This window comes from Rubrilithobacter danxiaensis, assembly GCF_047272945.1.
Taxonomy (GTDB): Bacteria; Bacteroidota; Bacteroidia; order Sphingobacteriales; family Sphingobacteriaceae; genus Rubrolithibacter; species Rubrolithibacter danxiaensis.
In genome coordinates this window covers 93,939-113,426 of the sequence record NZ_JBKOPS010000001.1, presented here as the reverse complement: position 1 = coordinate 113,426, position 19,488 = coordinate 93,939, and the positions used below count along the sequence as shown (strand labels likewise).

Here is a 19,488-nt window from a genome sequence, read left to right as displayed (position 1 = left end):
GTCTTTCAGGGTTTATCTTTTACCAATAAAAATACGCTTTCTTCTATTCCGCTTACTTCGTGTGGTACTGTAGGCGGAATATCAAAGGTTTCCATTTCTGTAAGTTCGGTTGCATTTCCTTCCATTTCAAACAAAATTTTACCCTTCAAAACCACAATCAGCGCCGGTGTAGCACTCACGTGTTTTTTTAAAACCTGATTCTTTTTCAATCCTATCGCAATGATTTGTTGCTTGTCGGAATTTTTAATTTGCAGCACGGCCGGTTTATCTTCCTGAAATTTTATGTTGTCAATAATGTTCATGGTAATTTCAATGTTTCATTCTTATTTATCAGCTGCAATCTGTTTTAAAGCGCTTTTATTTTTGATACGATTTCTTCAGACTCTGTACCCAGGCCTTCCACACGTGCTATAATTGTTCCGTTTTCGTCAAGCAAAGTGATGATGTTTGAATGAGCGAAAGCACCGTCAGGTAGTTTTTTATATTTCACATCCAGCAGCATAGATAATTCACGTACCTCTTCATCATCCCCATGCAACAGAATCCAATTATTGTCCAGCTGCATATCTTTTGCAAATTCTTTCAGGCGTGCAGGCTGGTCCCGCTCAGTATCAAATGACACCAGAACAAAAACGACTTTATCTTTCTTATCGGCGGGAACCTGTTTTTCAATGTTTTTAATGTCGGCAACAATACGTGGGCATGCGTACCCGCAATGGGTAAATATCATGGATACAACAGGCAGTTTGCCGCGGAGCGCAGCTAGCTGAATAGAATCACCTTCCTGGTTTTGCCATGTGCCTGGGAGTTGATAAACAGATTCGGTGGAAGTTGTTTGTTTTTTTTCTTTAACAACAGCCTGATTTTTGCTGTTGGTGCAGGACGATAAAGAAACAAACGACAGGACTATCAAAATGAGAGAAACCTTTAGATAATTGTTCTTTTTTAGCATAAATTCAGTTTACTTAATGTCTTTGGCGCATCTGAACCCCAGGTTGTTGACCGTATATTTTGCCTTTAGGCTTCCTCGAAACGCGAAACGCATAAAAGCTGCATAGTTTTCTTTATCGGCAGCCCCGAAAGAGCCGGATGCACAAAAAAGCTCCCTGTTTATAGCACTGTTACTCCTTGAATCGCCTTCCATCACGATGCTGTTAAAATCGGATACCCATTCCCAAACCAGTCCATGCATGTCGTATAAATTGAACCTGTTTTTAAAAGCAGAGCCAACCGGAGGTAAAACGCTTGGAGTAGGCTTGCTGTACCAGGCCAAAATGATCTCTTTTATCGGGCGATTATCGTTTGTTATTCTCGCACTGCCTGCATATTCCCATTCTTCGAGTGTGGGTAGTCTTTTACCTTTCCATTTACAGTAAGCATTAGCAGCAAACCATGAAACATTGGTTACAGGGCTGTTTTTTATCTGGTTGTATTGCTTGCCGATATTAAAATCTCCTTCCCAGTGTTTCAGATAGCCTTTGTCTGCAAACAACGGAGAAATGTTGGATTTCGCCCATTTCGGATTTGCTTTTACAAACTCCAGGAATTCTGCATTCGTAACCGCTCTCGAGTCCAGGTAAAAAGATTCCACAGAAACCGGTTTGTCGCTTTTATTCTGGAAAAAGGGAGTGTAGACCCCTGCCGGAATTTTTACCATTCCCGCAGGAGTAGCAGCCGTTTTTTTACCCCCCGTAAAGCCTGATAAAGAGCTTATAGCTATTACAGAAAGTAATAAAAACAACCCAAAAGATCTTTTCTTACTTTCCATTTCTTACTTTACTCACTTCCTCTGCCTTCACTAACCCGCCTTTGTTGCCCCAACTGTTACGTACATAAGTCAAAACGCTTGCTATTTCATCATCTGTCAGCTGCATTTGAGGCATTACGCCATTGTATTCTTTTCCGTTTACTTTTATTACTCCGCTTAGTCCGTGTAACGGAATTCCAATACCTTTATCATTTCGTGCCATTAAATAATCAGAATTAGCAAGCGGAGGGAAGGCGTTCGATACACCTTCGCCATTCTTCTGGTGACAGGCAGCGCAGTTGCTTTCATATAAAATCTTGCCTTTTTCCATCCTGTCAGCATACGTTCTTTCAGGAATAGGAGCTTCTTTTCGTTTTGGTGTAATAGATTGTATTGCTGATCCTTCAGGCTGATAAACGAGATCTTTTTGTTTTCCTGTAAAGATTTCTTTATCTCCTTTGCCTGTTACTTTAATCTGGGCGAGAGCCCCTTTATTAAATGCCCTGAAAACCGAATGATCTACCACAGTAAGAGAACCTGGTACTTCACATTTGAATTCTACAATGGCAGTTCCTCCTGCCGGAACCAGCGTTGTTGCTACATTCTCATTTATCTGCGAACCGCCTTCTATATGTACTTTGTTGAAAATTTCGCCAATTACGTGAAAAGATGAAACTAAATTTGGGCCACCGTTACCAACATACAATCTTACGGTTTCGCCTTGCTTTACCTGCATGGCATTATCGCCCATGTTTGCACCAACAGAACCATTAAAAACAACGTATTCCGGTTTTTCATCCAGTGCTTTTTCCATATCAAAAGAAGTTAAACCAGGCCTTCCAAAGCGTTCTTTTGTGTAAAACTCGCCCTGCATAATATAAAATTCCTTGTCCACAGGAGGCAGTCCTTCTTTAGGCTCTACCAGGATTAAACCGTACATCCCGTTTCCAATGTGCATCCCTACGGGTGCAGTAGCGCAGTGGTAAACGTATAATCCGGGGTTGATTGCCTTGAAAGAGAATTGAGTAGTATGGCCGGGAGCAGTCATCGAAGCTTCGGCACCTCCACCGGGACCGGTTACAGCATGTAAATCTATATTATGTGGTAATTTGTTATTGGGGTGATTGCTCAGGTAAAATTCTACTTCGTCTCCTTCTCGTATCCTGATAAATTTGCCCGGAACTTTTCCTCCAAAAGTCCAGAAGTTATACTCTACTCCGTCAGCAAGCCGCATAACTTTTTCAAGTACTTCTAATTTTACCACCACTTTTTCGGGATATTTATAGCCCGGTGAAGGCGGAACGTTTGGGGCATCGGTCAGTTCGGCAGTATAAACACCTGCAACAGAATTATCATCTGCCGGCTTAGTCCGTTGTTTACAGCTGCTTACGATAGAAGCACTAAGTAATAGCAATAATGTGCTTTTAATTAAGTTAATTGGCATATAGAGTGATTTTTGGTTTGGTAATCAGATTTTAAAAAGATACTTGAGGTCATTTCTTTTCTTCCAGTGCTTTGATCATTTCATCGGCTATTTCATCACTGTATATTCCATACCCATTAACTAAAGTTCCTTTTATATGGTGCTGGTTTGATGATATTGCATAAACAATTGCTTCGTCTCCCGGATCTGAAGGTCCTTCAAACCGGTAAATTTTGTCTACAATAAACTCTCCGGGAAAGATTTGAAGATAATTGCCATGACATTCCAGGCAGTTTTCCTTCAGGTTGAAATCTACGGTATAACCATCCTGCTTTAACTTATTTGTAATTTCTGAAACGGTGGTCATTGTATTCATACGCTGCTTTTATAATACAAAATTAGAGGTCATATTATTTCAAAAACATGATAGAGGTCATGTGTTTTAATGTTTTATAGCAGTAAAGTTGCTGTTGGTTCTTATGTTAATAACTGAAAGTGCTGATGTATTGTTCTTGTAAAAAGAATTAACAACTGGCAAGTTGATAGATCCGAAAGGCTACTTATACGAAAAGGGAACTGCTTTTTGCCTTTGAATCACACAAAAATATGACCAGGGTCATGTGAGAGTGTTTGCACCTTTTTCACCTTTGTTTAAACATATTGAAATCATGAAAAGGAATGTAAACCTTCTGCATCTGTCAAGAGATCACCATCATGGCTTGTTATTAGGCTGGAAAATAAGGCAGGGCCTTAAATACCTTACGCTGCCGGAAACGGTAGCGGAATATGTTGATTATTTTTCGAGGGAAGCTCTTTTCCCGCATTTTCAAGAGGAAGAACAAACTATTCTGATTTATCTTCAGGCAGACGATGCTTTCAGGCTTCGCACAATAAATGAACACACGCAGATTGAAAATGCTATTCATGCCTTATTAAAGTCAAAAGATAAAAGCGCTGCCGTGCTTATAAAAGTTGCCGATATGCTGGATGCTCACATCCGGTTTGAGGAGCGGGAGCTTTTTCCTTATATCGAAAATCTGCTGAGTGACGAACAACTGGAAGAAATAGGAAAAAACCTGGACGACAATCATCAACCTTTTACTGATAATTTTTCAAATGAATTCTGGAGGGAGCATGCTCATTAATGCCAATACCAAGGTAAAAGCTTTGCTTGATGTAAAACAGGATGAAGTAATACAGGCGCTGGTAAAGCTTAACCGTAATTTCGGGAAGCTTAAAAATCCCGTTTTGCGTGCCCTGTTGGCAAGGAGGGTAACCATTGCCGAAGCATGCGGAATTGCAAAATGTAAGGTAGAGGATTTTCTGGATAGCATGAAAAAACTGGGTTTCCAGGTGCAGAATGATTTTTCAGTACAGGGAGAAGTAAAAGAAGATGAGCTTTTGATAAATAAAGCCGATAAAATAACCGAACTGGATGTAAGGCCGGTTTTAAGCCAGAATCAGGATCCGCTTAAATTGATCCTTGCAACGGTAAAGGACTTTAAAGCAGGCGAATGCCTGAAACTGATAAATTCTTTTGAGCCTGTGCCGCTGATAAACCTGCTTGGAAAAAAAGGGTTTTCTTACTTTTCAGAACAACCAGAACCGCATGTTTTTATAAGCTATTTTACAAAAGGATTTCAGGTGCATGGCGCTTTAGCGGATAATGTAGCTGAAACACACCAGGATCCTGCATTTGAAGAAAAACTGAGCAAGTTTGCAGGTAAAATTCAACATGCTGACGTTCGTGAATTAAACATGCCGCAGCCCATGGTTGTTATCCTCGAAAAGCTTGAACATCTTCCGGAAGATGAGGCGTTGTTTGTGAGACATAAGAAAAAACCTGTTTTTCTCTTTCCGGAGCTTGACGCACGCGGGTTTGATTGCGTATATCAAAATACCCCGGAAGGTGAAGTTAATTTGCTTATCTATAAAATATGAGTTCAGTTGCACAAAAAACATCCGGATACTGGCTGGTTATATGTCACTACCTGTTTTCAGCGGTTTTTTTTGTATCACTGTGCATTCTGCTGCTTTTCTCGGTTCCGGCACTTAATGAACATTATTTCAATCCGCGTTTACTTGCAATAACCCATATGGCCGCTTTAGGCTGGGGTACGATGATTATTTTCGGTTCCTGCTACCAGTTGTTACCGGTAATACTTGAAACCGAACTTTTCAGCTATAAATCAGGCTGGTTCAGCTTTATTCTTTTTGTGCCGGGAGTGATCTTGCTGGTTTGTTCCTTCTGGAATTTCGAACCCGGAATTTGTATGCAGGCAGGAAGTTTGTTTTTATTGACTGCAATTACAGCTTTTGTTATAAATGCTTTTCTTACGGCTAAGAAGAATAAAAATAAAGACTCCGTCTCGCAGGATTTTATCATTACATCATCCTTGTGGCTTTTATCAACTGCCATTTTGGGGACTTTGCTGGTATTTAATTTCCGTTTTGCATTTTTACCGAAAGATCATCTCCATTTTTTAAGATTACATGCGCATTTAGGTATTGGGGGTTGGTTTTTATTGCTGATAATTGGCGTAAGTTCTAAGCTGATCCCTATGTTCCTTGTTTCAAAACAACAGAGCACAAAGTTATTGACCTATAGTTATTACTTTATAAATAGTGCACTCTTATTGTTTTTTGTTGATACCTACATCAACGGACTGAATTTTAAAACGTATTTCATTGCTCTTGCAGGTATTGCAGGAATTGTTTTTTACCTGATATATGTAAGAGAATGTTTTCGTTCCCGTATTCGTAAACGTATCGATCTGCCTATAACAAATACTATTCTGTCGCTGGTTTTGCTGGGCCTGGCTATCCTTATTCTTCCTTTTATTGTTTATTTAAGCCAAAAGGGTAATCCCTTAGCCATCAGGTTTAGTACCGTTTACGGAACCTTGCTTTTTCTCGGATGGATCAGTTCAATAATAATGGGACAAACTTTTAAAACAATACCTTTCATTGTTTGGGCCAGGCATTACGAGCAGCTGGCAGGGAAATTTAAAACGCCTTTACCTGCCGATCTGTTCCAAAACTCCCTGTTGAAAGTTCAAACCTGGTTGTTCCTTACTTTTTGTATTATTTTTTATGCAGGGCTAATGGCTCAGGTATCTTTGCTGCTGTATTTCGGGCTTCTGGCCTTGTTATTGTCGGCGCTTTGTTACCTGATAAATGTTTGGAAGGTGATTACGCATAAAGCGAAAACAGTTTAATATGGAAACGTTTGATATTACAAAACAATCCTCTTTCCTCGAAGTGCAAATCTGGGAAGTTTTAAGAAGTGTTATTGATCCTGAATTGCATGTGAATATTGTTGACCTGGGTTTGGTTTATCAGGTTGAGGCAGATGAAAATACGCATCGCATCACCATAGCAATGACCCTGTCTTCCCGATATTGCCCCATGGGCGAAGCGATTCTTCAATCTGTAAAAAATAGCCTTGAGCTTAATTTTCCCGCATTTGAATCGGAAGTGAATTTAGTATGGGAGCCCGAATGGTCGTACGATAATATCTCTGAAGAGGGCAGGAGGCTGCTTGGCAATTAAATAAAATGGACGAAGGAAAGTATCGTTACTGGCCCTTTATTAATTATATTTTCTTAGCTCTTGCCGGAGTTTTACTCCGTTGGATGCAGTTATACGGTTTGTCGGGCTTTAACTATCAAAACCTTTTACATGCACATTCCCACTTTGCTTTTTCGGGCTGGGTGTTTTTGTCCCTGCTTATTCTTTTATCGAAAGCAGTTACAAATGAAAAGTTAAGTGCTTCGGTAAAACCAATGGTAGCACTTACGCTTATTTGCTCATTCGGAATGCTTGTAAGTTTTTCTGTACAGGGATATAAACTGGTTTCCATTTTATTTTCAACCCTGTTTATTGCCGTTACGTACTGGTTTAGCTGGTGGTTTTTACGTAAAAGCAGCTACAAAGAGAAACTAAATCCACTTTCGGTAAAACTTATTCGTGCTGCAATCGGGTATTTGTGTCTCTCATCCATAGGCCCTTTTGCTTTGGGACCTCTTATGGCAAACGGCTTTAGGGACACACCCGTTTACCAGAATGCTATTTATTTTTATCTGCATTTTCAGATGAATGGCTGGATGCTGCTTGCGGTACTTGGAATAGTAGCTCAACATCACGTAGATTTCGATTTTAAGAAGAAGAATACGTTTAATACCTGGCTTGCTATTTTTATTTATTCACCGGTTCCGCTTTATGTTCTTTTTACCTTATGGTCTGGCCCTTCTGTGTGGGTTTTTGTCATGGCTTTTATCACAGCGATATTAAATCTGCTTAGCTGGCTGAAACTTTGTTTTTATTTTAAAGATTCTTTCAGAAAAAAATCACTTTTAATTAATGCAGCAGTGCTTGCCATTACGGTTAAAGGATTTTTTCAGTTACTTATCTGTTTTCCTGCAATAGGCGAATGGACTTTCTCAAATCGTAATCTGATCATTGGTTATATCCATCTGCTTACTTTAGGTTGCATAAGCCCTGTCCTTATCCAACAGCTTGTTAAAAATTACATCCCGGGAATCAGGCTGAAATTTGCATATATAGCCATGGTTTTAGTATACCTGATGTTATTATTTCTTCAGCCATTGCTGGCTTTATTCTCCATAGGAATACCACAATATCCCCATTTTCTTTTGTGTGTTTCAGTTTTGCTGATGTTTATTGGAGGTATGTTTTTGCTTAAAACAAGAAGAAGGTTCTGACAGCGTCATGCTATCAGCTCATTTTAGAACTTTAAAATTTCCGGCAACCTATTTTGTTGAACTTTCTGTGTCGTTCATTGAAAGGGTATTGCTAATGCCTGAATCCCAGTTAAAGCTTATCCATTGTTTGGTATCTGAACTGATATCAGGCCGGGTGATTTCAAAATGAAGATGCGGGCCGTTTGAAAATCCGGTATTTCCTGAATAGCCTATGATCTGCCCTTGTTTGATCCATTGACCTTCTTTTACAGCTGCACCGTTTTTACTCAAATGATAATAATTGGCTAAGGTGCCATCGGTATGATAAACAGTGATAAAGTTGGCATCGTCAATATATTTGGGGTCTGGTCCGCCTTTGTCAGAATCTGTTCTTACAAGTGCTACAATTCCATCCCTGGCAGCACAAACAGGAGTTCGTTCTGGCATAGCAAAGTCATAGGCAATAATGTTTTTGTGACTGTAGTTTCCGTTAGGTCCTTGGGAGATTTTATAGTTTACACCTTTTACGAACGGATATTTGTATGCGAAATTCAGATCAGGTGTCTGAGAAAAATCACCGTACACGATTCTCCAGTTATAACTGCATTTGTAAGCTGTATTTCTATCTGTACGCTTAAAAGCTGCAACAACTTTCCCCAATGCCTTTCCTGGGATAACTGTAGTAAGCGGGAGCGGGGTTGTCGATTCTAAATTCAGCAGTGTAAATGAAATGTTGAGTGTAAGAGGTATCACAAATTCATTAGATACTTTTAAAACTACCGAATCTCCGGGCAATTCTTCGGTGTAAAACCGTGTTCGTTCGGTTATTTTATAGTTTTGGGGATAGCTTCTTACGGAAAAGAAGATAGTAAATAAGAACAGAAAGAGTATGTGCTTATTGTAAATTGAATGATAAAGTTTAATTGCGGAAAAATGTTCTCTCATCCCTGGCCTCCGGAAATTTCACTGTGTTCTACGTGCAATCCGCCATGCATGTTCCGCCTTTTTTGGAAAAGTGTTTTTAGAAAATCATCGTTTATAGTGTATTTTAAAAAGAAATTGGCATTTTTGCGCTTTAATTTAATAGCAATTAGTTCTAATGAATTCTTCAATAGTATCGGGAGTTGATATTGGTGGCTCGCACATCACTGCAGCATTGGTTGATTTGGAAAGCAGGAATGTGCTGACTGACAGTTATTGCAGATCAAGCATTGATCCGGCTGGAAGTGTTGACGAGATTATTAATGACTGGTGCTCTGTAATTGAACTTAGCTTCCCCCAGGAAATAACCGACAGAAAGGTTGCTATCGGTATGCCCGGCCCTTTTGATTACGAAAACGGAATTTCTTATATCAAGGATAATCATAAATACGAGTCGTTGTATGGCTTGAATGTGAAGAGGTTAATGGCCGAAAGGTTATCTATAAGTCCTGATAATATTATATTGGTAAATGACGCTGCCTGTTTTTTGCAGGGAGAAGCATTTTGCGGTGCGGCAAGAGGATATAACCAGGCGATAGGAGTAACTTTAGGTACAGGCCTCGGTACATCCAAGTTTATTGACGGTATAACAACCGACGGTAACTTATGGTGTATGCCTTTTAAAGACAGTATTGCTGAGGATTACATTTCTACCCGCTGGTTCCTCAAACGGTTTCATGAATTAACCGGACAGAAAATAGGGGATGTAAAGGAATTAATAAAGCTATATGGCTCTTATTCTTTTCTCAAAGATATTTTTCACGAGTTTTCCTGCAATCTTGCCCAGTTTCTGATCAGTTTTATTGAGATGGCAAAGCCAGAAGTGATCGTTCTTGGTGGAAATATTTCCAACGCACACGAAAGCTTTCTTCCCGAGGTTGAGAAAATACTGAAAGAGAATTTCCATGCTATACCTGTTGAATTGTCGAAACTTAAAGAAGAAGCGGCCATACTTGGGGCAGCCAGCTATTGGCATAATGCCATTATTCCTGAATAAGCAGACGGGTTAACCTGTAAAAACTAATTTAATACAAGGTAAAGGAACGCTGCTATGGAGGCACCTATAATCGGTCCTGCTACAGGTATCCATGAATATCCCCAATTACAATTTCCCTTTTGGGGTATAGGTAAAACGGCATGCATTATTCGTGGCCCCAGATCTCTGACAGGATTTATAGCATAACCTGTAGTGCCGCCTAACGACAGACCGATAACCCAGACGAGGAATGCTACAGGCAATGCACCTAACGATCCCAAACCTATCGGTGTTTTATCTTTCCCCATTTCGGGATTAGTAAAATAAAAAAGGACAAATATCAATACGAAAGTGCCTATAACTTCGCTAACAAGATTTGAAACCGTATTTCTAATGGCAGGAGAGGTACAAAATGCTGCAGATTTCAGATCCGGGTCTTTAGTAATCCGAAAATGATCTTTGTACATAAGCCAGACTAAAAAGGCTCCAAGCATAGACCCAATGAGCTGGGCCAGAACAAACACCGGCACTCTCCCCCAGCTGAATTTTCCTGCTATCGCCAGTCCGATAGTAACTGCCGGGTTTAAATGCGCTCCGCTATACGGTCCCGCAATTACTACCCCAGTAAAAACGCTTAAAGCCCAGCCGGTAGTAATAACAATCCAGCCGCTGTTATTCCCTTTGGTGTCTTTAAGAACTACGTTAGCCACCACCCCGTTGCCGAGGAGAATTAAGAACATGGTGCCGATAAGTTCTGCGTTAAATTCTGACATAATATTTGATATGGTTTGATTATAATTCTGTCCAGGCTTTTACAGCTTTAACTGCTTTAGTCCAGCCCTTTATCATTTCATCAATATGTAAAGTGCTATCAGGTTCAAAATACTTGTTAATTTTCCATTGCTCCCTGATCTCTTCAATACTGTTCCAGAAACCGGTGGCCAGCCCGGCCAGGTATGCTGCTCCGATGGCGGTTACTTCTGTTGCTTGTGGCCGTACAACCCGCGTTTTTAATACGTCCGCCTGAAACTGCATAAGCAGCGAATTTGCTGTAGCACCGCCGTCAACCCTTAATTCTTTAAATGAAATACCTGCATCTGCTTCCATTGCTCTGAGTACATCGAGAGTTTGATAAGCAATGCATTCCAGTGCAGCCCTTGCAATATGAGCTTTGTTCGTCCCTCGTGTTATACCGAAAATAGTACCGCGGGCATACTGGTTCCAGTGGGGAGCCCCTAAGCCGGCAAATGCCGGAACAAGGTAAACACCTTCGCTCGATTGTACTCTTTCTGCAAGTTTTTCAACTTCGCCTGATTTAGATATGATATTCAGTTCATCCCTTAACCATTGAACAACTGCGCCGGCAATGAAAATGCTACCTTCTAAAGCATATGCTACTTCATCGCCAATTTTCCATGCAACGGTAGTTACCAGGTTGTTTTTAGATAAAATAGGTTTGGATCCGATATTCATCAGCATGAAACACCCCGTTCCGTAAGTGTTTTTTACCATGCCCGTTTCGGTACACATCTGTCCGAAAAGAGCGGCCTGCTGGTCTCCGGCAATTCCCGCGATCGGAATTTTTACAGCAAACAGGTTGCCTGCAGTTTCTCCATATATCTCACTGCTCGATTTTACTTCCGGAAGCATGCTTGCAGGAATGTCAAAAATATCCAGTAAGTCCTTATCCCAGCTGAGTGAATGTATATTGAAGAGTAAAGTTCTGGAAGCATTGGTAACATCAGTGATATGTGTTTTCCCTCCGGTAAGATTCCATATCAGCCATGAATCAATGGTGCCGAATGCGAGTTTTCCGGCTATTGCCTTTTCTTTTGCTCCGGGTACATTTTCCAGTATCCATTGTATTTTGGTGGCGGAAAAATAAGCATCCACTACTAACCCTGTTTTTTCCTGAATTAGTTTATCAAGCCCTCTTTCTTTTAAATTGTCACAATCGGCGGCTGTTCTCCGGTCCTGCCAAACAATGGCGTTGAAAACCGGTTCTCCTGTTTCGCGATCCCACACCACCGTTGTTTCTCTCTGATTGGTTATTCCAATGGCCGCACAGCTTTCAGGCTTTAAGTTGGCTTTTAAAATAGCTTCAGTTGCTACCGCTACCTGTGTGGACCATATTTCGCGGGCATCGTGTTCTACCCAACCCGGTTTTGGATATATCTGTGTAAATTCCCGTTGTGCGATTGATATAATTTCGCCTTTGTTATTAAAAACAATTGCCCGGGAACTGGTAGTACCCTGGTCAAAAGACAGAATATATTTTTCCATCAGATTGTCGGTTTCAGGTTAATTGGTTCTCTAAAATACTTTATCTGATTCAGGAATAAAAGTATTTATGCTATACTGCTTTGCTAACTTGACAAATTTTTGAATTTGATCCTCTTCCCACGCTTTTTGGTAATTTAATTCTTTTGCAATTAATGAAGCAACCGCAGGTGCCATTTCTATTGCAGATTTTGCATCTAAAAATAAAACCCTTAGCCGGCGGGCTAAAACATCCTCTACAGTGCGTGCCATTTCATGGCGAACAGCCCATATTACTTCTGCTTGTAAAAAAGGCATTTTTTCATGAATCCTTAGGTTTAGTTCAGGATTCTCCGTTAGTAAAGTTTTTATATGGTCTTTATATGTGCCGTAAATGTTCAGGTGAGAATCTCCCTGTACAGATGTACTGAAGCCATGTAATTTCAAATATCGGGTATTACAGGGAGCATATTTTAAATTTGCAGTTTCAATTGCCTTATTGACTGTATCTTCTGCCATTTTTCGGTAGGTGGTCCATTTTCCACCTGTAATGGTAATCAACCCGGATCTGGAAACCACCAGCTTATGGCTTCTTGAAATCTCTTTGGTATTGCCTGCGTCTTTTTGGGGCGCTGCTAATGGACGTAAACCTGCAAAAACCGATAATACATCTTTTTTGGCAGGAGCAGGACTCAAATAGTGTCCTGCGGTTTCTAAAATAAAGTTGATCTCCTTTTCTGTGGGAGCAGGGTCTAAACTATGAGATTCAACAGGAGTATCAGTTGTGCCAAGCAGCACAAAATTATGCCATGGAACTGCAAAAAGGACTCTTCCATCGGCCGTTTTTGGAATCATGATCGCTTTTTTACCAAAAAGGAACGATTTGTTAAGTACAAGATGGATTCCCTGGCTGGGCTTTACCAAAGGCCTTTGTTCTGGAGTGTCTAATTGCAGAATATCGTCAACAAATACGCCTGTCGCATTGATTACCACTTTCGATTTTACTTCGTATTCGCGTTCAGTCTCCAGGTCTAAAACCCGCACGCCGTTAGTTTTGCCGTTGCTTGCTTTACTTAAGCCGGTTACTTTCATGTAATTGATGAGTGTTGCTCCTTTTTCTGCCGCCGTTTGTGCGATAGCAATGGCTAAACGGGCATCATCAAACTGCCCATCCCAATATTCTACTCCTCCTTTTAAGCCTGACGATTTAATTTCGGGAGTGGTTTTAAGCAAATCATCTCTGGAAATAAATTTAGATTTTCCAAAACTGGATTTTCCCGCCAGCCAGTCGTAGATTTTAAGTCCTGCCAGGTATTTTAATCTGGAAAACCAGCTATAGCAGGGAATAATAAAAGCTTGCTTTTTAACTAAATGGGGAGCATTTTTAAATAGCAGGCCACGTTCATGAAGGGCTTCGTACACCAGGGAGATATTTCCTTGGGCGAGATATCGAACTCCACCATGTACTAATTTTGTACTGCGTGAGGAAGTGCCTTTGGCAAAATCAGCCTGTTCCAGCAACAGTGCCGAAAATCCTCTTTCGGCAGCATCTAACGCTGTGCCCAGACCGGTTGCGCCTCCACCGATGATAATAATATCCCAATGGCACGTTTGCTCAAGCCTTTCAAGAAACCGGTCCCTGTTGAGATAATTCTGCATACATTTCAAATTGTAAGTTGCATAAGGGAAGATAAAAGAAATTAAAGTTAATTAAAAGCTGAATAAGGTTTGAATGGCAGTCTGCAAGTGAAAACGGTTTTATTTTAACTTCTGTGAAACATATTTTACCCTATTATTCTTGTTAATTAAACGCTTGGTTAATTTTTGTTATAAATAAAAACCCTGAATTATTTTTATTTATATTTCTGAACCAATTATCAACTTATGTCTGACTTGGCTCTTTATAGTGAGAAAGAACTGTTAAAAAGAGTTGCGGCAGGAAGTGAACAGGGATTTGAAGAACTTTTTAATTGTTATCATCAGCGGTTGGGTGCTTATATCTTTCGCCTTACCGATTCTATGGAAATGGCTGAAGAATTAGTTCAGGATGTGTTTCTGAAGCTTTGGCTTAATCGGGAAACACTAACAGGAGTTGAAAATTTCAAAGCATTCCTTTTTACTGTTTCAAAAAATCATACGTTGAATTGCCTGAAAAAGATAGTTCGCGAACGAATGCTTCAAAAGGAATGGGAAGAAAATAACAATGAAAATGAAGTTTTTTCTGAAGAGTTAAGCACTAGTCTTTATTTGCTGGAAGAAGCGATTGATCGTTTGCCACCTCAACAAAAAACGGTTTATCTATTAAGCAGGCACGAACGGCTTAAGTACGCTGAAATTGCTTCCCGGCTTCAACTTTCGAAAGAAACTGTAAAAAGCTACCTCAAGATAGCTACTCATTCTATCATCGAGTATGTGCAGTCGAACCTGAAGAAGACCGCCCTGCTGTTAATTTTTTTATTATTTTCTTAAAACAATACCCCCTTTTTCGCCTGCTTTCTGTCTTAGGTTAAAGAGGTTCTTCCTGACCAATTTATTAAACCTGATCCATGAAAAATCCACAAAGCAGGATTGCATATCTTTTTACTAATTATTCTAATAAAACTGCTACACCTCAGGAGAAAGAGGAGTTGTTTCAATTATTGAGAGGATTATCAGATGAGGAGTTGACTGTATTGTTAAAATCTGAATGGGAGAATATGGATGCTGACGATCGGGTATTCAGTAGCAATACAAGTAAAAAAATTCTTCATAATATCCTGAAAACAGGGAACAGGTCCTCGTTTGTAAGTCTGTTATTATGGTACAAGCTCGCAGCAGCTGCCGCCGTGCTGATTTTTTTAAGTATCGGGTTGTATTTCTTTGTTAATACAGAAAAAAAAGAGAAACAAAAAATTACTGAAAAACCATTTGCAGAGGACGTTCTTCCCGGTGGTAATAAAGCTATTTTGATGACAGCAGATGGTAAAACAATTGTGCTCGACAGTCAGAAGAATGGAGTAATAGCAAATCAGGGAAATGTTCAGATAAATAAAACCAGGGATGGACAACTCATCTTCAAGGTGGCAAAAACAGCATTTGCAAATAAATTCGCAGGTTTAAATACAATAGTAACACCACGGGGCGGCCAGTACCAGGTAGTACTTCCTGATGGAAGTAAGGTATGGCTGAATGCTGCAACCTCACTGCGTTTTCCCGGTATATTCAAAGGTAGTTCCAGGCAGGTGGAACTCCAGGGAGAAGCTTACTTTGAAGTTGCAAAAAATCCCGCAATGCCATTTATAGTTCAGTCTTCCAGTGCAGAGGTACGGGTTTTGGGTACACACTTTAATGTAAAAAGTTATGAGGATGAAAGTGTTATGAAAACAACTCTGCTGGAAGGAGCGGTACAGCTAAGTAATGCAGCTTTTTCAGGCATTTTGAAGCCCGGCGAACAGGCGTTGTTAAATTCAAAGGGAGAAGTAAAAATAACGGATAATATAGATATCTATGACGAAATAGCCTGGAAAAATGGTTTGTTTCAGTTTAACGATGCCGATATAGCTGAGATTATGCGACAGCTTTCCAGATGGTACGATGTGGATATCAGCTATCGTGGAGGTATACCTGAAAAACGTTTTACAGGCCGCATTTCCCGCAATGTAAACGCTTCAGAAATATTGAATATGTTGAAGTACACGGGCGTAAATTCGAGAATTGAGGGCAGAAATATCGTCATTATGAACTAATCACATAATAAACATAACTACTGACTAAACTAAAAACTACTATGAAAAAAACAGCAACCATTACCTGATACAGGAGGCACACCTGTACTATTGATGCATAGAGACAGAAAAACCGGGAAGTGTTTGCGGCACTTTCCCGGTAAATCTGGGTACTGTGAGTCCAATCTGGAAAATTGAAAACTATTGTTCACCCAAACATTACAAAACTATGAATTTTAATTCTGAATCGAGGCCCACCTCATGGCCTCCCTTGTTCAAAATTCTATTGGCTATGAAGCTTACTGCCATTCTAATATTTGCGGCCCTTACAAACGTAAGTGCTAAAAGTTATAGCCAGATCGTTTCTCTTCAGCAAAAGAACACTTCTGTTGAAAAAATCTTACGCTTGATTGAAGAGCAAACAGGTTATCACTTTTTATATGAAAAGAAAGATATTGCCAGCGCCGGAAAGATTAATATTAACGTTGCAAACGTTTTGGTAGAGGAAGCCCTGAACCAGTGTCTTAAAGATCAGCCTCTTACTTACAAGATCTTCCAGCAAACGATTGTTTTGCGAAAAAAGGATGAAGTGCACGGAACAAAGGCCCTGTCATTACAAACGATACAAGGCACAGTTACTGATAATAAGGGCCAGCCGCTGCCTGGAGTAAGTGTTAAAATAAAAGGGACCAATGTAGGAACGGTAACTGATGTAAACGGTAACTATTCAATAACAGCCAGTAATGGAAACGGTACCCTTGTGTTTAGTTTCATTGGTTTCACTACGCAGGAAGTAGCAATTAATAACCGCACTCAAATTGATGTACGTTTGCTGGAAAATTCGCAGGCACTGAATGAAGTCGTTGTAATTGGTTATGGTACCCAGCTAAAATCCGACTTAACAGGTGCTGTAAGCTCAGTTAAATCAAGCCAGTTGCAGGAACGGCCGGCAAGCTCACTAAACGAACAGCTGGCAGGAAGGATGGCCGGAGTACAGGTTAATACCAATTCCGGAAGGCCGGGTGGTCAGACAAATATCCGTATTCGCGGTTTTAGTTCCATTAAAAGCTCCAATAACCCACTGTATGTTGTAGATGGCGTAATGCTTCCTGTAGGGTCGCAAACTCAAAACTCAAACGCTATCGATTATATCAATCCAAGTGATATTGAATCGGTAGAGGTTTTAAAAGATGCTTCTGCAACGGCCATTTATGGTGCAAGAGGTGCAAATGGAGTTGTACTCATTACAACAAAAAGAGGTACTCCCGGGGTGGGTGGCAGAATTAATTACGATGTTCAGTTCAGTACACCTACTATCGGTCCTCATCGTGTTGAAATGCTGGACGCAAACGAGTATCTGCAGGTAGAAAATCTGGCTTATGATAATATTAAGGTTTACGATCCGGAAGGCTGGGCTGCAGGTAACTACGCATCCTTGATAGATCCCAGGGAAAAAAGAAAAAGTTTACCTAAGCTTTTTGATAGTAACGGTAATCCTCTCTATAATACAGATTGGCTTGAAGAATCGACTCAGCAAAAACTTTCGCAAAATCATCAGATAAGTTTTACCAATGGTGATGAAAAAAGCACCTACGGTATTTTTGTAGGTTACCGGGATGATAATGGATTGCTTAAGAACTCTTACTTAACACGGTATTCTGGTCGGTTTACCTTTGACAGTCAGGTGAAAAACTGGATTAAAGTAGGAGGAGACATCAGCTATAATAATCAGGAAGAGAACCTGGTAGATATAGGAACAGGCGGATTAAATTCTGTAAGAATGATTACGGAAGCATTCCCTTTTATGCCGGTAAAATTTGCAGACGGTTCATGGGGCGATAATTACCTGTATCCAGGTGCTGAAGGCGGTTCAAATCCCGTACATATATTAACCGACAGAAAATATATTCTTAATACCCAAACTACCTTAGGAAATGTATATTCTAATATCCAGTTCGCAAAGGGTTTAGAAATGCGTACGGTGTTAGGTGCGAACATTGTGAGCAGAGGACGGAATGAATACAACGGAAGAAGCCTGCACAGTATTTCTTTAGACCAAAAAGGCCGGGCACATCTAAACAGCAACAGGGAGTCTTATTGGTCTTTGGAGAACTACTTGACTTATAATAAAAAGATTAATGATATTCATTCTTTTACCGGTTTATTGGGTATATCCTGGCAAGAAACCAATATTTTTGGATTTGATGCTGATGCGCAGAATTTTTCTACTGACTATTTCGGAAATAATAACTTAGGTGCCGGTAGTGTTCAGAATCCGTCGAGTTCTTATCGTTCACGTTTTGCCTTTAATTCTTATTTCGGCCGGATCAATTATTCCCTTCAAAATAAATACCTCCTTACTTTAACCGGCCGGATAGACGGCTCTTCGAAGTTTGGTGAAAATCATAAGTATGCCTTTTTTCCTTCAGCGGCACTGGCTTGGAGAGTATCCGATGAAGATTTTTTAAAGGATAATGAAACAATTTCTAATCTTAAATTACGCACCAGTATGGGTGTAACGGGTAACTCTGAAATCGATCCTTATTCTGCCCTGGCATTACTCGGATCCGGCTATTCAGCAATTTTTAATGATGCAAAGGTAACCGGCGTAGGAACTTCGAGGCTTGCAAATCCTGACCTGAAATGGGAGAAGACCACCCAATACGATGCCGGTTTAGAACTCGGGTTGTTTAGAGACAGAATTTCGCTAGAGGCGGATGTTTATTACCGTAAAACAACGGATATGCTGCTGGATGTTCCTTTGCCTCGTTCAAGCGGATATAGTACCATTAAGCAAAATATTGGAAGTCTTGAAAATAAAGGAATTGAATTAGCTATTAATACGGTCAATGTAAACAGCGAAAATTTTACCTGGAAGAGCACCTTCAATATTTCAATGAACAGAAACAAGGTACTGTCATTAGCAACTCCTGCTCCTATTTTTGACGGAAACCCTAACTTTTTAAGTAATACAGGGATTATACAGGTTGGAAAACCGGTAGGGTCATTTTACGGCCTGGTACGCATGGGAACCTGGGGAACTGATGAAGCGGCTGAAGCAGCAAAGTTCGCAAGTTATCGCGGTGGAAAGCCAATTTTGCCAGGGGATATTAAATACCTGGATGTAAACGGTGATTATGCTATTAACGATGCAGACCGGGTAATAATCGGCAATAATAATCCAGACGCTTATGGTTCTTTTTTCAATAATTTCACCTACAAAAATTTCGATCTTACCTTAGAGCTTCAATACTCTTATGGTAACGATGTGCTCAATCAAACGCACCACTCGGGCGAGGATCGTGTAGGGATTGCTAATAGCTTCGCATCGGTTTTAAATGCCTGGACTCCCGACAATCAAAATACCCCGATTGCTGCTATACGCGATACACGTGCTGGTTATGTTACTAATGTGGATAGCCACTGGGTAGAAGACGGATCTTTTCTTCGTGGTAAAAACCTGTTACTGGGCTATAATTTCTCTTCAGCAATAGCCAAGAAATTACGGGTAAGCCGCTTACGTGTTTATGGTTCGGTTCAGAATTTCTTCCTCAATACCAAATTCAGTGGAAATGATCCGGAAGTAACAACTTATTCTAATTCATTTGCTCAGGGGCAAACCTTTTTCGACTATCCTAAACCCACTACGTATTTGTTAGGGCTGAACGTGGGTCTTTAATACTGGTTATTAACAT

At 40.2% G+C, this 19,488-nt stretch carries 18 protein-coding genes; 9 read left to right on the top strand and 9 right to left on the bottom strand.

From position 1 onward, the window contains the following. Window positions 1-5: 5 nt before the first annotated feature. Genes ACLCDL_RS00485 through ACLCDL_RS00465 form a run of 5 tightly spaced genes read right to left on the bottom strand, consistent with a single transcriptional unit; the run spans window position 6 to window position 3,546 of the window. A complete protein-coding gene (locus tag ACLCDL_RS00485) occupies window positions 6-302 on the bottom strand; it encodes a cupin domain-containing protein (protein ID WP_423146019.1) in 297 nt (98 codons plus the stop codon). Between the two features lie 44 nt (window positions 303-346). Beyond that, the gene (locus tag ACLCDL_RS00480; RefSeq protein WP_423146018.1) at window positions 347-952 is read right to left on the bottom strand and encodes an SCO family protein; all 606 of its coding nucleotides are present in this window, start codon (window positions 950-952) and stop codon (window positions 347-349) included. 9 nt (window positions 953-961) lie between these two features. Beyond that, on the bottom strand, window positions 962-1,768 hold the full coding sequence (locus ACLCDL_RS00475) for a formylglycine-generating enzyme family protein (RefSeq protein ID WP_423146017.1): 807 nt from the start codon (window positions 1,766-1,768) through the stop codon (window positions 962-964). Then, a complete protein-coding gene (gene nirK / locus ACLCDL_RS00470) occupies window positions 1,758-3,191 on the bottom strand; it encodes a copper-containing nitrite reductase (protein WP_423146016.1) in 1,434 nt (477 codons plus the stop codon). Before nirK ends, ACLCDL_RS00475 begins: the two co-directional genes overlap by 11 nt. Window positions 3,192-3,240: 49 nt before the next feature. Continuing rightward, complete coding sequence (locus ACLCDL_RS00465; RefSeq protein WP_423146015.1) at window positions 3,241-3,546, bottom strand: phosphoribosylpyrophosphate synthetase; 306 nt, start codon at window positions 3,544-3,546, stop codon at window positions 3,241-3,243. Window positions 3,547-3,838: 292 nt separating this feature from the next. On the opposite strand from ACLCDL_RS00465, the gene ACLCDL_RS00460 reads away from it, so the two are divergent. Genes ACLCDL_RS00460 through ACLCDL_RS00440 form a run of 5 tightly spaced genes read left to right on the top strand, consistent with a single transcriptional unit; the run spans window position 3,839 to window position 7,894 of the window. Beyond that, a complete protein-coding gene (locus ACLCDL_RS00460; RefSeq protein ID WP_423146014.1) occupies window positions 3,839-4,315 on the top strand; it encodes a hemerythrin domain-containing protein in 477 nt (158 codons plus the stop codon). Beyond that, a complete protein-coding gene (locus tag ACLCDL_RS00455; protein WP_423146013.1) occupies window positions 4,287-5,111 on the top strand; it encodes a DUF2249 domain-containing protein in 825 nt (274 codons plus the stop codon). The genes ACLCDL_RS00460 and ACLCDL_RS00455 overlap by 29 nt, the downstream gene beginning before the upstream one ends. After that, complete coding sequence (locus tag ACLCDL_RS00450; protein ID WP_423146012.1) at window positions 5,108-6,388, top strand: hypothetical protein; 1,281 nt, start codon at window positions 5,108-5,110, stop codon at window positions 6,386-6,388. The genes ACLCDL_RS00455 and ACLCDL_RS00450 overlap by 4 nt, the downstream gene beginning before the upstream one ends. A gap of 1 nt (window position 6,389) precedes the next feature. Next, window positions 6,390-6,722, top strand: a complete 333-nt coding sequence (locus tag ACLCDL_RS00445; RefSeq protein ID WP_423146011.1) for a metal-sulfur cluster assembly factor — start codon at window positions 6,390-6,392, stop codon at window positions 6,720-6,722. 5 nt (window positions 6,723-6,727) lie between these two features. Next, window positions 6,728-7,894 (top strand): hypothetical protein, encoded by a 1,167-nt coding sequence (locus ACLCDL_RS00440; protein WP_423146010.1) that lies wholly within the window; start codon window positions 6,728-6,730, stop codon window positions 7,892-7,894. A 48-nt stretch (window positions 7,895-7,942) separates the two neighbouring features. Here ACLCDL_RS00440 and ACLCDL_RS00435 read toward each other — a convergent pair whose 3' ends face one another. After that, complete coding sequence (locus ACLCDL_RS00435; protein ID WP_423146009.1) at window positions 7,943-8,818, bottom strand: M23 family metallopeptidase; 876 nt, start codon at window positions 8,816-8,818, stop codon at window positions 7,943-7,945. Between the two features lie 154 nt (window positions 8,819-8,972). On the opposite strand from ACLCDL_RS00435, the gene ACLCDL_RS00430 reads away from it, so the two are divergent. Further along, complete coding sequence (locus tag ACLCDL_RS00430) at window positions 8,973-9,851, top strand: ROK family protein (protein ID WP_423146008.1); 879 nt, start codon at window positions 8,973-8,975, stop codon at window positions 9,849-9,851. A gap of 23 nt (window positions 9,852-9,874) precedes the next feature. Here the strand turns inward: ACLCDL_RS00430 and ACLCDL_RS00425 are convergent, their stop codons facing one another. Genes ACLCDL_RS00425 through ACLCDL_RS00415 form a run of 3 tightly spaced genes read right to left on the bottom strand, consistent with a single transcriptional unit; the run spans window position 9,875 to window position 13,748 of the window. Next, on the bottom strand, window positions 9,875-10,603 hold the full coding sequence (locus ACLCDL_RS00425; RefSeq protein WP_423146007.1) for an MIP/aquaporin family protein: 729 nt from the start codon (window positions 10,601-10,603) through the stop codon (window positions 9,875-9,877). Between the two features lie 19 nt (window positions 10,604-10,622). Beyond that, entirely contained in the window at window positions 10,623-12,113 is a 1,491-nt protein-coding gene (glpK, locus tag ACLCDL_RS00420; RefSeq protein WP_423146006.1) for a glycerol kinase GlpK, read from the bottom strand. Between the two features lie 30 nt (window positions 12,114-12,143). Further along, on the bottom strand, window positions 12,144-13,748 hold the full coding sequence (locus ACLCDL_RS00415; RefSeq protein WP_423146005.1) for a glycerol-3-phosphate dehydrogenase/oxidase: 1,605 nt from the start codon (window positions 13,746-13,748) through the stop codon (window positions 12,144-12,146). Window positions 13,749-13,973: 225 nt separating this feature from the next. Between ACLCDL_RS00415 and ACLCDL_RS00410 the strand changes: the two genes are divergently transcribed. The 3 genes from ACLCDL_RS00410 to ACLCDL_RS00400 all read left to right on the top strand — a co-directional run bounded on the left by ACLCDL_RS00410 (window position 13,974) and on the right by ACLCDL_RS00400 (window position 19,472). Next, on the top strand, window positions 13,974-14,558 hold the full coding sequence (locus ACLCDL_RS00410) for an RNA polymerase sigma-70 factor (RefSeq protein WP_423146004.1): 585 nt from the start codon (window positions 13,974-13,976) through the stop codon (window positions 14,556-14,558). Window positions 14,559-14,635: 77 nt separating this feature from the next. After that, the gene (locus ACLCDL_RS00405; RefSeq protein ID WP_423146003.1) at window positions 14,636-15,814 is read left to right on the top strand and encodes a FecR family protein; all 1,179 of its coding nucleotides are present in this window, start codon (window positions 14,636-14,638) and stop codon (window positions 15,812-15,814) included. Window positions 15,815-16,022: 208 nt separating this feature from the next. After that, window positions 16,023-19,472 (top strand): TonB-dependent receptor, encoded by a 3,450-nt coding sequence (locus ACLCDL_RS00400; RefSeq protein WP_423146002.1) that lies wholly within the window; start codon window positions 16,023-16,025, stop codon window positions 19,470-19,472. Window positions 19,473-19,488: the final 16 nt, after the last annotated feature.